At 60.4% G+C, this 13,140-nt stretch carries 15 protein-coding genes; 4 read left to right on the forward strand and 11 right to left on the reverse strand.

The window, feature by feature from the left end; all coding sequences use genetic code 11:
- Positions 1-3: 3 nt before the first annotated feature.
- The 5 genes from tkt to RF819_RS19625 form a co-directional block, all read right to left on the reverse strand.
- Positions 4-2,073, reverse strand: coding sequence for a transketolase (gene tkt / locus RF819_RS19605; RefSeq protein WP_078366506.1), 2,070 nt, complete (start codon positions 2,071-2,073; stop codon positions 4-6).
- Between the two features lie 169 nt (positions 2,074-2,242).
- Positions 2,243-3,118 (reverse strand): phosphoribulokinase, encoded by an 876-nt coding sequence (locus tag RF819_RS19610; protein WP_078366507.1) that lies wholly within the window; start codon positions 3,116-3,118, stop codon positions 2,243-2,245.
- A 100-nt stretch (positions 3,119-3,218) separates the two neighbouring features.
- The gene (locus RF819_RS19615) at positions 3,219-4,319 is read right to left on the reverse strand and encodes a class 1 fructose-bisphosphatase (RefSeq protein ID WP_370528165.1); all 1,101 of its coding nucleotides are present in this window, start codon (positions 4,317-4,319) and stop codon (positions 3,219-3,221) included.
- A 47-nt stretch (positions 4,320-4,366) separates the two neighbouring features.
- Positions 4,367-5,065, reverse strand: a complete 699-nt coding sequence (rpe, locus tag RF819_RS19620; protein ID WP_078366509.1) for a ribulose-phosphate 3-epimerase — start codon at positions 5,063-5,065, stop codon at positions 4,367-4,369.
- Positions 5,066-5,108: 43 nt separating this feature from the next.
- Complete coding sequence (locus tag RF819_RS19625; RefSeq protein ID WP_078366510.1) at positions 5,109-5,837, reverse strand: HAD-IA family hydrolase; 729 nt, start codon at positions 5,835-5,837, stop codon at positions 5,109-5,111.
- A gap of 117 nt (positions 5,838-5,954) precedes the next feature.
- On the opposite strand from RF819_RS19625, the gene RF819_RS19630 reads away from it, so the two are divergent.
- On the forward strand, positions 5,955-6,887 hold the full coding sequence (locus RF819_RS19630) for a LysR family transcriptional regulator (RefSeq protein WP_242472692.1): 933 nt from the start codon (positions 5,955-5,957) through the stop codon (positions 6,885-6,887).
- Between the two features lie 13 nt (positions 6,888-6,900).
- On the opposite strand, the gene RF819_RS19635 is transcribed toward RF819_RS19630, so the two are convergent.
- The 5 genes from RF819_RS19635 to RF819_RS19655 all read right to left on the reverse strand — a co-directional run bounded on the left by RF819_RS19635 (position 6,901) and on the right by RF819_RS19655 (position 10,572).
- Positions 6,901-7,653: a GGDEF domain-containing protein gene (locus RF819_RS19635; protein WP_078366512.1), complete on the reverse strand. Its 753-nt coding sequence runs from the start codon at positions 7,651-7,653 to the stop codon at positions 6,901-6,903.
- Complete coding sequence (locus RF819_RS19640) at positions 7,654-8,043, reverse strand: DUF1987 domain-containing protein (RefSeq protein ID WP_078366513.1); 390 nt, start codon at positions 8,041-8,043, stop codon at positions 7,654-7,656.
- 34 nt (positions 8,044-8,077) lie between these two features.
- The gene (locus RF819_RS19645) at positions 8,078-8,650 is read right to left on the reverse strand and encodes a SiaB family protein kinase (protein ID WP_078366514.1); all 573 of its coding nucleotides are present in this window, start codon (positions 8,648-8,650) and stop codon (positions 8,078-8,080) included.
- 9 nt (positions 8,651-8,659) lie between these two features.
- Positions 8,660-9,892, reverse strand: coding sequence for a SpoIIE family protein phosphatase (locus tag RF819_RS19650; protein WP_078366515.1), 1,233 nt, complete (start codon positions 9,890-9,892; stop codon positions 8,660-8,662).
- Positions 9,893-9,966: 74 nt separating this feature from the next.
- On the reverse strand, positions 9,967-10,572 hold the full coding sequence (locus RF819_RS19655; protein ID WP_078366516.1) for a hypothetical protein: 606 nt from the start codon (positions 10,570-10,572) through the stop codon (positions 9,967-9,969).
- A gap of 241 nt (positions 10,573-10,813) precedes the next feature.
- On the opposite strand from RF819_RS19655, the gene RF819_RS19660 reads away from it, so the two are divergent.
- The 3 genes from RF819_RS19660 (at position 10,814) to RF819_RS19670 (ending at position 12,499) form a co-directional block, all read left to right on the forward strand.
- Positions 10,814-11,107, forward strand: coding sequence for a hypothetical protein (locus RF819_RS19660; RefSeq protein WP_078366517.1), 294 nt, complete (start codon positions 10,814-10,816; stop codon positions 11,105-11,107).
- A 101-nt stretch (positions 11,108-11,208) separates the two neighbouring features.
- Positions 11,209-11,403, forward strand: coding sequence for a hypothetical protein (locus tag RF819_RS19665; protein ID WP_078366518.1), 195 nt, complete (start codon positions 11,209-11,211; stop codon positions 11,401-11,403).
- 256 nt (positions 11,404-11,659) lie between these two features.
- Positions 11,660-12,499, forward strand: a complete 840-nt coding sequence (locus RF819_RS19670; RefSeq protein ID WP_200223980.1) for a protein NO VEIN domain-containing protein — start codon at positions 11,660-11,662, stop codon at positions 12,497-12,499.
- Between the two features lie 95 nt (positions 12,500-12,594).
- On the opposite strand, the gene RF819_RS19675 is transcribed toward RF819_RS19670, so the two are convergent.
- Positions 12,595-13,137, reverse strand: coding sequence for a flavin reductase family protein (locus tag RF819_RS19675; RefSeq protein ID WP_078366519.1), 543 nt, complete (start codon positions 13,135-13,137; stop codon positions 12,595-12,597).
- Positions 13,138-13,140 lie beyond the last annotated feature (3 nt).

The following is a 13,140-nucleotide window of genomic DNA, read 5'->3' on the forward strand; positions in this document are numbered from 1 at the left end:
GCCTCAGTTGTAGGACGGAACCACCGTGTCGGGCAGAGCCTCGGCATGTTTGTTGGCGGCCCGGTGCACGATGGTGCGCACGGTGCTCACCACATGGTCCACGGTGATGCCAAAGTGCTGGTACAGCTGCGGCGCCGGGGCCGACTCACCAAAAGTGGGCATGCCAATCACCACACCGTGGCGGCCGACGTATTTGCGCCAGAAGTCCGGGTGCGCCGCCTCAATCGCCAGCGACGGGGTGTTGAACGGGATCACCATCTCTTGGTAAGCATCGGTCTGGCGGTCAAACACATTGGTGCAAGGCATGGACACCACACGGGTGGCAATACCCAGGGCGGCCAGTTCGGCCTGCGCCTTCATGGCGATCTCGAGTTCGGAGCCGGTGGAGACGATCACCGCCTGCGCGCCTTCCATGTCTGACAGGATGTAGCCACCCTTGCGGATGTTCTCCACCATGCTGACATCGGTCAGGCGCGGCAGGTTCTGGCGCGACAGGCACAGGGCGCTGGGGCCGTCCTTGCGCTCCACCGCACTGGCCCAGGCCACGGCGGTTTCCAGACCGTCGGCCGGGCGCCACACGTCCAGACCGGGGATGATGCGCATGCTGGGGATATGTTCGATGCTTTGGTGCGTCGGGCCGTCTTCACCCAGGCCAATGCTGTCGTGGGTGAACACATGGATGACACGGATCTTCATCAACGCGGCCATGCGGATGGCGTTGCGGCTGTAGTCGCTGAAGGTCAGGAAGGTGCCACCGTAAGGGATGTAACCACCGTGCAGGCAGATGCCGTTCATGATGCCGGCCATGCCGAACTCACGCACGCCGTAGCTCAGGTGGTTGCCCCATTTGTCACGACCGGCGCGGATGCAGCCCTTGAAGTTGGTCAGGTTGGAGCCGGTCAAGTCGGCGCTGCCGCCAAAAAATTCGGGCAACAGCGGTGCAATCGCGTCGAGCGCGTTTTGGCTGGATTTGCGGGTGGCGATCGAGGCCGGGTTGGCGGCAATGGCCTCCAACAGACCGGGCAGTTTGTCGGCGTAGTCAGCAGACAAATCACCGGCCATGCGGCGTTTGAACTCGGCGGCCTCGACCGGGAAAGCAGCGCTGTAGGCGGCAAACTTGGCGTCCCAGGCATGTTCAGCAGCGACACCACGCGCCACGGCGTTCCAGGCGGTGGCGATGTCGGCGGGGATTTCAAAAGGCGCATAGGGCCAGCCCAGCGCTTCGCGGGTGGCGGCCACTTCGGCGGCGCCCAGCGCGGCACCGTGCACATCGTGGGTACCAGCCTTGTTGGGGGAACCCAGGCCAATCACGGTCTTGCAGCAGATCAGGGTGGGTTTGCCATCGGCCAACACGGCCTGGGCCTTGGCGGCTTTGACGGCGGCATCCACCGCAGCCGGGTTGTGGCCGTCCACACCGGCAATCACGTTCCAGCCATAAGCATCGAAGCGTTTGGGGGTGTCGTCGGTGAACCAGCCTTCGACGTGGCCGTCGATCGAGATGCCGTTGTCGTCGTAAAACGCCACCAGCTTGGACAGGCGCAGCGTGCCCGCCAGCGCGCAGGCTTCGTGGCTGATGCCTTCCATCATGCAGCCGTCACCCAGGAACACATAAGTGAAGTGGTCGACGATGGCGTGGTTGTCTTTGTTGAACTCGGCAGCCAGCAGCTTTTCGGCCAGCGCCATGCCTACCGCGTTGGAGACACCTTGGCCGAGCGGGCCGGTGGTGGTTTCAACACCCGGGGTCACACCGACTTCGGGGTGGCCTGCGGTTTTGCTGTGCAGTTGGCGGAAGTTCTTGAGTTCGCTCATCGGCAGGTCGTAACCGGTGAGGTGCAGCAAGGCATATATCAGCATGGAGCCATGGCCGTTGGACAGCACAAACCGGTCGCGATCAGGCCAATGGGGGTTGGCCGGGCTGTGTTTGAGGTGGCGGTTCCACAACACTTCAGCAATGTCAGCCATGCCCATGGGGGCGCCGGGGTGGCCGGACTTGGCTTTTTCTACGGCGTCAACTGCCAACATACGGATGGCGTTGGCCATCTGCTTCGCGAATTCGGGAGTGGGTGTAGTCATGGTGTTTCCAAAAAACTGAGGGGTAGATTTTGACATTTTTGCAAGCGGCCACTCAAATGTTCAAAAGTCTGGCAAAGCGGGTGGTCGCGGCCCGTCGCAACAACGCGGCGCAGCACCAGCGGACGCTGGACCGCAGACCGGCGCGGCAGGTGCAACCAGCTTTCGGGGTTTACGCGGCTTTCTTCTTGCGCTCGAGCATGCGCCAGACAAAGGGCGTGAAGATCATCTGCATGGCCAGCTCCATCTTGCCGCCGGGCACCACGATGGTGTTGGCGCGGCTCATGAAACTGCCGTCGATCATGCTGCGCAGGTAGGGAAAGTCGATGCCCTTGGGGTTGGCAAAACGGATCACAACCATGCTCTCGTCAGGGCTGGGGATGTCGCGCGCGATGAAGGGGTTGCTGGTGTCGACCATCGGCACCCGCTGGAAGTTGACATGGGTGTGCTCAAACTGCGGGCAGATGTAGTGCACATAGTCGGGCATACGGCGCAGGATGGTGTCGGTGACGGCCTCGGTGCTGTAGCCGCGCATTTTCTTGTCGCGGTAGAGCTTCTGGATCCATTCCAGGTTGATGACGGGCACCACACCCACCAGCAGGTCGGGGTGTTTGGCGATGTCCACCGTGTCGGTGACCACGGCGCCATGCAAGCCCTCGTAGAACAGCAGATCGGTGTCGGAGGGCACGTCTTCCCAGGGGGTGAAGGTGCCTGGCTCTTGGTGGTAGGGTGCGGCTTCTTCGGGGTCGTGCAGGTACTTGCGGCGCTTGCCTGTGCCGCTGGCGGCGTAGTTGGCAAACAGCGACTCAAGTTCGGCGAACAGGTTGTTTTCGGGGCCGAAGTGGCTGAAGTGTTTGTTGCCGGCGGCCTCGGCCTCGGCGGCTTTTTGTTTCATCTCCTTGCGGTCGTAGCGGTGAAAGCTGTCGCCTTCGATCACGGCGGCCTTGACCTTTTCGCGGCGAAAGATGTTCTCGAAGGTGCGGGTCACCGAGGTGGTGCCCGCACCGCTGGAGCCGGTGATGGCAATGATGGGGTGGCAAATGGACATGGCAAACGTCTCCTGAGGAAAATAAACTCGGTGATTTAGCCCTCTAGCCCTCATAAATCCTGGGCTAGCAGCTATCTAATTTGCAGTAAGCCGACCCCCATCAGTCACGGAACAGGCTGCGTTCGGCAAACAGGGGGTTGGTCAGCTCGGCCTTGGCTGTGGGTTCGTGGTGGTAACGCTCGATGCGCTCGACCTCGTTTTTGGAGCCAAACACAAAGCCGATGCGCTGGTGCAGGCTGGTGGGCTTCACCTGCAGCATTGGCATCTCGCCGGTGGAGGCGCGGCCACCGGCCTGCTCCATGATCATGCCCATCGGGTTGGCCTCGTACAACAGGCGCAGGCGCCCGGGTTTGCTCAGGTCCTTGGTGTCACGCGGGTACATGAACACACCACCACGCATCAGGATGCGGTGCGCCTCGGCCACCATCGAAGCGATCCAGCGCATGTTGAAGTCTTTGCCACGCACACCCGTTTTGCCCGCCAGACACTCGTCCACATAACGCTTGACCGGCACTTCCCAGAAGCGCGCGTTGGAGGCGTTGATGGCAAATTCCTGGGTGTCCTCAGGGATACGCAGTTTGGGGTGAGTCAGCATGAACTCACCAATGTTGGGGTCCAGCGTGAAGCCGTTGACACCGTCGCCCACAGTCAGCACCAGCATGGTGGTGGGCCCATATAGCGCGTACCCCGCAGCCACCTGTTTGCAACCGGGCTGGAGGAAATCGGCCTCCAGCACGTCGCGGCCCGAGTCGATGACCTCTTGTGGCGCGCGCAAGATGCTGAAAATGCTGCCCACCGACACGTTCACGTCGATGTTGCTGGAGCCGTCCAGCGGGTCAAACACAATCAGGTAGTTGCCACGCGGGTACTGCTTGGGGATCTGGTAGGGCGCATCCATCTCCTCTGATGCCATACCCGCCAGGCTGCCCGACCATTCGGTGCGCTGCATGAAGACCTCGTTGGACAAGACATCGAGCTTTTTCTGGGTTTCACCCTGCACATTGACAGAACCACCCTCGTCGGCCGCATGGTTGCCCATGACACCGGCCAGTTCGCCAAAAGCGACTGCCTTGGCGATGCCTTTGCAGGCCAGGGACACATCCAGAATCAGCGAATTGAAGTCCCCGCTGGCACTGGGAAAACGACGGCGCTCCTCGATCAGGAATTGGGTCAAGGTCGAACGGTTGGAACGAAGGGTCATAGGCATGGCGAAACTCCCGATTGTTTAAATTTTGTAGTGCCAGAGGCTTATGCAGCAAGGGCTGCAGTGCGCAAGGCCTGCATGACCGTTTTGTAACCACCGTCTGCATCGGGGGCGCCAAATACAGCGCTGCCCGCGACAAAGGTGTCGGCCCCGGCTTGTGCAATGTCACGGATGTTGTCGGTTTTGACGCCGCCATCCACCTCGAGCCAGATCGGCTGGCCACCGGCTGCCACATAGGCATCGATGCGGGCGCGCACCAGGCGCAGTTTGTCCAGCGTGCTGGGGATGAATTTCTGGCCGCCAAATCCGGGGTTGACACTCATGAGCAGCACCATGTCGAGCTTGTCCATGACGTGGTCGAGCACACTCAGCGGTGTCGCCGGGTTAAGCACCAGACCGGCTTTGCAGCCCAGCTCGCGGATCATCGACAGACTGCGGTCCACGTGTTTGGACGCTTCGGGGTGGAAAGTGATGATGTTGGCACCGGCCTTGGCAAACAGCGGGATGATCGCGTCGACCGGCTCAACCATCAGGTGCACGTCGATCGGGATGCTGACATGCGGGCGGATCGCTTCACACACCAGCGGGCCAATCGTCAGGTTGGGCACATAGTGGTTGTCCATCACGTCAAAGTGCACCAGGTCGCAGCCTGCGGCCTCGATGGCACGAACCTCTTCCCCCAGGCGGGAAAAATCGGCGGACAGGATGGACGGTGCCAAACGCAGGATGGGGCTGGAGCTCATGAACAGACTTTCGGGAAGTTAAAAAAGAGGATGCGGGCTGGTATCAGGCCGACTGGTCATTCTGCCAGCCGACCAACTGCGCCAGCGTGACCTGGCTCAAGTCCGGCACCACCCGCAGCGCCCCCTCAAAATTGTGGTGTGCGGTGAACGGGTTGGGGGTGATCACGGTGGCCAGACCGGCAGCCGTGGCGGCACGCAGACCGTTGGCGGAGTCCTCAAACGCGATGCACTGGTTGGCGGGCAGCTGCAGGGCGTCGAGCATCTGCAGATACACCTGCGGGTGCGGCTTTTTGAGGGGTGCGGTGGAGGCGTCTCCAATCGCGCTGAAATGTTGGCGCCAATTGTTGCCGACGGCCTGGCGCAACAAAGCCGCGATGTTGACAGGCGAGGTGGTGGTGGCAATGGCGAGCCGCAGACCAGCGGCCAGTGCCTGGTCCATCAGCTCCAGCACGCCGGGGCGCAACTTCACCACCCCCGTGTTGATGGCATGTTCGTAGGCGGCGGTCTTGATCTCGTGGATGTGGTTGATGCGGTCTTGCAGCGCGTGGGCATCCATCTCCTTGATGTCGGGGTTGACCTGGCGCCAGTAGTGCAGGATGCGCTCTTTGCCACCCGAGATCTCCAGCAGCTCAATGTACATGTCTTCGGTCCAGACCCAGTCCATGCCCATCTCGGCAAACGCATGGTTGAACGCAGCCATGTGCACACTCTCGGTGTCAGCCAGTGTGCCGTCCACATCAAAAATCAGTGCCTTGAGTGAGCCAGTGACCATGGGAATGTCCTTTTTCCAAGGGTTTACAGCCGAATACCGTGCCGTGAGCATTTACTTTAATCGCCTTGACTCATAAACTCTAATCACGTTTTATTGAAAAATCATCAGCAACGACTGATGAGACAAACGGAGTCCGTGATGCGCCCCTACACCTTCAAACAAATCCAGACGTTCATGGAGGTGGCGCGCCAACGCTCGGTGTCCAAAGCGGCCGAACGCCTGTTTGTGACCCAGCCCGCGGTGTCCATGCAGATCCGCCAGCTCGAAGACGCGTTTGGCCTGCCTTTGGTGGAGCCGCAAGGCCGCAACATCCAGCTTACGGCGGCCGGTGAGGCGTTTCTGACCTACGCCACCAACGCCATGAGCCAGTTCAAGGATCTGGAAGCGCTGATGGCCGAGCACGTGGGCCTGAAAAAAGGTCGACTTGACCTGGCGGTGGTGAGCACCTCCAAATACTTCATCCCGATGCTGCTGGTGCGCTTCAACCGTCTGCATCCGGGCATTGACGTGCAGCTCAACATCGACAACCGCGAAAACATCCTGGGCATGTTGTCGCGCAGCGAGGCCGACCTGGTGGTGATGGGCCGCGCACCGAGCCACATCGACTGCGAGGCAATCCCCTTTGCCACCAACCCGCTGGGGGTGGTGGCGCCACCGGAACACCCGCTGTCGCGCCGCAAGAACCTGAGCTTCAAGGACCTGGCCGAGTACAGCTTTGTGGTGCGTGAAGACGGCTCAGGCACCCGCGCGGCGATGGAGCGGCTGTTTGAAGAACACAACACACCACTCAACATCTTCATGGGCCTGCCCAGCAACGAAACCATCAAACAGGCGGTGATGGCGGGCATGGGCCTGAGTTTTTTGTCGATGCGCACGATTCGCCACGAACTGGCCAGCGGCCACATTGCCCTGCTCGATGTGCAAGGCCTGCCGCAGATCAACCACTGGTATGTGACGCATCTGCGTCACAAAAAACTGTCCCCGGCAGCGCGCTCCTTCAAGGAGTTTCTGATCGAACAGGGCGGCGCCTTGATGGACGCCTGGAGTTAGTCGCGCGGCCTTGTCACGTTGCGGCAAGGATGACCGTCGGCCCAAGGGCACGTGCCACCTGGTTGCGCCCATTGCGTTTGGCCTGGTAGAGCGCCTCGTCAGCCAGGTTATAGGCGTCATCAAATCGGCCGCCCGCAGGAAACCAGCTCACGCCAAAACTGGCGGTGATGCCACTGCCATCGGGCAAATCAAAGGCATGCACCTCAATCGCCTGGCGAACGGCTTGCGCCACTTGTTCAGCCGCCTCAGCACTGAGCCCTGGCAGCAGGACGGTGAACTCTTCCCCCCCCACCCGGCCAATGGACGCGGTGGCGGGCACCACACGCTGCAGGCAGTCGACCACCCCCACAATGACCCGATCTCCCACCGGATGGCCAAAGCTGTCGTTGACACGTTTGAAGTGGTCGATGTCCAACACAATGAGCGCCAGATCCTGGTTCACAAAATGCCGGTTGACCAGGTCGATGATGGCGGCCCGGTTGAAGATGCCGGTGAGCGAGTCGTGGGTGGCGCGGTACTCGAGCTGGCGGGTCAACTCCTGCAGCTGGTGGTTGAGCTGCGTCATCTCGAGCTCGGCGCGGTCGCTGCGACGCACCAGGCGGCGGGTTTCGCGCAGCAGCCGCTCATAGGCCGTGAGCAGACGCCCCAGTGCCTGGTGACAGCGGTCCGGCGCCGCCGCAGAACAGCTGTCGTAGGTGGCTTGGGCGGCCAGCAGCGCACGGTGCTCGGCCTCAAACAGATCGGGCGGTACGGTACAGGTGTCCATTCAGCTTGGCCTCACCGCATGGCTGGAGAACGCGATGGCAGGAAAGTCTTCGCTGAGCTCCTGCCCGAACTCCAGGATGGTGTCATCGTCTTCGTCGTGGTACCAATGCAGATTGACCTGACAGCCAGCTTCGACCGCCGCATGCAGCGCCTCGATCAGGTTGAACAACATTTTGGTGCTGGAGCTGTTGAAGTAGGCCAGGGCGATGTTGACTTCAATTTTGCCGCCTTGGTGCCGGGCCAGGTAGTCCTTGAGCTGGGCGATGATCCCGCCATAAAAAGCGGCGGCATTTTCGGGGTAGGACTCACCACGCAAGCTCAGCACATGGGTATCGAATTGAAAGTCCACTTCCGGCGTGGTGGGCGTGGGTGCAATGTAGAGGTTGTCCATCCTGGGTCTCGATTCCTTGACTGGGTTGGGCGGCTCAGATCGCCGCCTTCAAATAAAAGACCGGGGTTTGTCCGGCGCTGTCCGTCACGTCAAAATCAAACTCCAGTGGCTCACGTGCATCGCGGGCGACGGTGAGCAGGCCGATGCCAGCACCTTTGCTGCCCAGGGGTGTTTCCTCACGCAAGGTCTGGCGGTAAGCCTGCTTGATCTCGTCGAGCGTCATCTCGCGCAAGGCCTCCAGTTTGCCGCGCAAATCGTCCGCCACCGCCTGCTCCACCGGGTTGGCGCACAACAGCAAAAAACTGCCATCACACTCCCGCCGGATACAGACCGACCCGTGGCGCAATTCGCCGTCGTCCTGTTTTTGCGGGGTCAGGGAGACGGCCGAGTAGTGGATGATGTTTTGCGCCATTTCCACAAAGGACGAAAACAGCTTGCGGCGTGTGGGGCCGGCCACCCCACTGACCTCCAGCTGTAACTTGACCGCCTCGGCCATGGCGGCCACGATGTTCTGGGAAAAATAGCCCACGTAGTAGAAGATCACCTGGTGCTGGCGCGCCAGGTTGAAAAAGCTGCCGTATTTTTCGGCGATCAAAGGTGTCAACATGGGAGTGTTCTAGGTTCTGAAACAAAATAAAGTCAGGTCATCGCGGCGGTGATGTTCACCCTGCCAGAGGCGCAAGGCATCCAGCACCGCACCGTTCACCTGCGCTGAGTTGGACCCACGCTGAGCCAGCAGCAACTCGCGCACACGCCGTTTGCCAAAAGCAATCGCGCGTGGGCTGCCCACCTGGTCGATGAGCCCATCGGTGGTGATGAACACCAGGCTGCCCGGTGGCAACACCAGCTCCTGGTTGTGCCAGGTGAAATCAAATTCGGTGTCGACGTAGCCCACACCTTTGCGCTGGCCCTCGACCAGCTCAACCTCATCGGCACCGGGGCGCAACACAAACAGGGCCAGGCGGGCTCCGGCAAACAGCAGGCGGCCATGCTCTGGCTCAAACCAGAAACAGGCAGCGTCCATGCCGTCATCCGACCCCGGGGTGTCACCCTGCCGGTCGATCTGCCCCAGCATCTGTTGGATGCTGCGGTTGACACAGCCCAGCAACAAGGCCGGGTCGCGGGCACCATGTCGCTCAATCGCCTGGTTCATGCTGGTCGACGCGATCAAGGTCATGAAGGCGCCGGGCACCCCATGGCCAGTGCAGTCGGCCACGGTGGCGAACCAGCCCTGGGGGTTGTTGCTGAACAGGTAGAAGTCCCCACCCACCACATCGCGGGGCTCCCAGACCAGGTCGGCATCCGGGCAAGCGCGGGCCAAGACCTCACGCGAGCTGCGCAGCGTGGCTTGCTGGATCACACTGGCGTATTCAATGCTGTGCATGATCTGGCGGTTGCGCGCCTCTTGCAGCTCGGCCACCACCCGCATCAACTGCAAACCACCACCCACACCAGCGTAATTCCCAGCCCGGGTGATGATGAAGCCGTCGGACAAGGCCTTCTCGCCGTACGAAATCGCTTTCAGCGTGAGGGTCTCGATGTCCATGGCAGCATCCACCACCAAGGGCTCCTTGTCCATGAAGGCAATACAGCTTTTGCGGCCGTAAATCTCCATGCGGTAAGGTTTGCTCATCTGCGACAAGAAGATGTCACGGTTGATGAGCCCAATGGGGCGGCTGCCCTCAAGCACGGGCAGACTGGTCAGGTCACGGTGCCGACTGAAGACATCGAGCACTTTTTCGTTGGTCTCGTCCGTGGTCATGGACGGCGCCTGGGTGCACAGGTCACCTGCTGCGGGCTGGCGAAATCGCGGGCGACAGTCGCGCAGGTACTCGTTGTTGTCTGACATGGGGGAAGCGGGAGGTGGGGTGTCCCTGGATGCTATGACAGACATATTGAGTTTTTGTGACAGTCCCATCCTGATCACCTGCCACCGTGGTCAGAACTGGGCACCGCGCAGGTCTCGATGTCACAAGCCAGGTGATGGAACACCGCCACATGCCCCTCGGGTACGGTGTCAAGCAGCGTGTTGACCACCCGCAGGCCATAGGACGGGCCACATTTCTCCACAATCAGGCGCACTGCCTGCGCCACGTTCTGGATGAACTCGACCTCCCCCTGGCTGCTGTGCAGACAGGCAGCCATCGACGACGCCTCCAAATCGCGCAACAGCTGCAACCGGTCAACGATGTACATCTTGGTGCCTGCCAAGGAACGGCGGGTACGTGGCGCCTGAGCCTGATCTTCTGTCTTGGGCAAGGCTGGCAAGCGGCCAACACCCGCAGCAGCTGCGACAGAAGCCAGAGGTGTGTCGTGAGGGGCTGTCACACCGTGTGCACACTCCTCCAGATAACCGGATGCCAGCAGGCGATGCAACTGCGGCCCGATGTCACGCGCCAGCAACTGCTGCAGCGACACGCGTGAATGGCTGCCATTGGCCAGGATCACGATCTGGCGCTCGCGCGGCGCCAGATGGGGGTCGCGGCTGCGCAGCGCCTCCCTGCCTTTGTCGGTCTTGATCAGTTTCATGCCCCTCGCTCTCGCAACAAACAACAGGGGGCAACCGTAACACCTCCAGATGAATCGCCTGTGACACCCCGCACAGCGGCGACTGGCCACTCGACCACAACAGCACAACCCAAACAGCGAATGGCTCTGGGGGAATGGGTTCTGAACGGTACGTAACCAGTACGTACCCAAGCCAGCCCCATGGGTATTAGGGTAAACCCTATACTGCACCGCAACAAAGCTTTTTTAGGAGGAAATCATCATGACTGACACCGTTCTGTACCCGTCCCGCTTGGCCCAAGACGCCAACTCCGTGAGTGATGCCCTGCGCGAGCTCGGCACCGCTGCCCGCCGGTTGCTGGCTGCCGTGTTCACATCCGTCCTGAGGATTCGTCCGGCCAGCCAAATGACCACCGCGCAACAAGAAGCCGACAAGCTGCGCGCCTACGCCGACAGCCTGTACCGCACCGATCCGCGTTATGCGGACGACCTGTACGCTGCCGCCAACCGCCACGAAATGGCCGTGGTGTCTGCGATGGCGCCGCTGGCCCAATAACCGAGCCAAGGCCCTGTGGTTGCTTCCTGCCACAGGGCTTGACCCTGACAACAGCCGACAACATAGCCATGTTGCCGACCCATTTTTCCGGAGGACGCACCATGTCCCCTTTTGACACTTTTGCCAAAACCACCAGCCAACTGCTGAGTCTGCCTTTTGACCTGGCCCGCGCCAACTACGCCGCTGCCGTGCGTTTGGGTTTGATCAAGAACTCTTTGCTGAACTCCGCCCGCTTTGAGCAACGGCTCGGCGCAGCCGAACGCCTGACCCTCGGCCCCTGGGCACGCAAGGTTTAAACACGCTTCGGCGCTGATGTGGTCCAGCCAGACTGGGCCGTGCGCCACACCACTTCTTCATCGCCAAATATGGCTCTAGCCCTTGTATGTAAAGGGCCGACAGCTATCAATTCAGACACCTTGCGTCAACCAGATCAGGTGTTCTCAAGCTGCACAAGCGCAAGACTTGATTGAGCTGCCCCGGATGGGTGAGTGCCTCAAGCCCTCGGTTTGAGCTATCCTCAACGCCCATCACCCGTTGTTGTTTGGGGCATGCATGGATTGGTCACGCGAAGAAGTTGAAGCCATCGTTGCGGACTACTTGACCATGCTCACCTTGGAGCTGGCGGGCCAGAGTTACAACAAGACCCAACACCGCAAGCTGTTGCAGGCCAAGCTCAATAGTCGGTCTGATGCCGCCATCGAGTTCAAACACTGCAATATCAGCGCAGTGATGATTGAGCTCGGGTTTCCCTACATCCGGGGTTATCAACCCCGATCCAATTACCAAACACTGCTGGGCATCGTGGCCGAGGAACAAGTCCGTGGCACCAGATCTTTGGATGATGCCGCACTCGCGGCGGTGCAACAGCCGGCCATCACCCCTGTGCAAACCGACTTTAGAAAAGTCAAAACCACAGCACCCTCCAGGCATGACCCACATGTCTTGCACGAGCCGCGCAACCCTTTGCTATTCAAGGCGGTCAAACGGGACTACCTTGAGCGCGAAGCGCAAAACCGCTCGCTCGGGCTGGCGGGTGAAGAATTTGTCGTCTTGTTTGAACATTGGCGACTCAACGCGCTGGGCCAAGCACGGCTGGCCGACAAGGTGGCACACGTCTCCCAATCCAAAGGTGACGGCCTGGGCTACGACGTGTTGTCGTTTGAGTCGGATGGCAAAGAGCGTCTGATTGAAGTGAAAACAACCACTTTTGGGCGGGACACACCGTTCTTTGTGTCACGCAGGGAGTTGGCACTGTCACAGGATGCCAAAGACCAGTTTCACCTCTACCGACTGTTTGAGTTCAGGCAAGCCCCCCGGCTGTTTGACCTGCCCGGCGCGCTGGACCAACACTGTGTTCTGGACCCAGTGAGCTACCGGGCCAGCTTTGGTTAATCACGGTCAAATCGGCTCCCAGCCCAATGAATACAAGGGGTAGCAGCTATCTATATTGATGACTCTTGGATTTCCAGGCGCCCGAGCCCAAAACGCTAAACACCGTCCGGCAGCTTGGAGGCCATCATCTTGCGGCGGTCGATCCTGCGTCCGTCCACAATGAAGCTGCCGTCACCAACCGCGTGAACCATGCGTTTTTCCTGGCGTTCAGTGTCGAAATAGGCGGCCACCCCCTCCAACACAATAATGTTGTGTTTCTTGACGATGTCGATGACCTGGCACTCGATGTTGGCGAGGCACTCCTTGATCAAGGGTGCCTTGACCAGCTTGCCCGACTCAGGCGTGAGTTTGAACTTGGCAAATTTGTCGGTGTCTGCCCCGGAACAGGTGCCGATGCCAACCACGGTGTCGAGCATGTCTACCGTGGGAAAAGCAATCACGCACTCCCGGCTTCTTTTCAGTGCCACAAAAGAGTGGTTCCACGCCCCCGTGGTGATGGCAAAGACCGGTGTGAAATCCATCACCATGGTCCAGGAGATCGTCATGATGTTGTTGCTCTGCCCGTCATGGGTGGCCACCAGGACCACCGGCCCAGACTCCATCAGGGTAAAGGCCTTGCTCAGTTCCAACGCCTGCATGAG

The organism is Rhodoferax fermentans (assembly GCF_002017865.1).
GTDB lineage: Bacteria > Pseudomonadota > Gammaproteobacteria > Burkholderiales > Burkholderiaceae_C > Rhodoferax > Rhodoferax fermentans.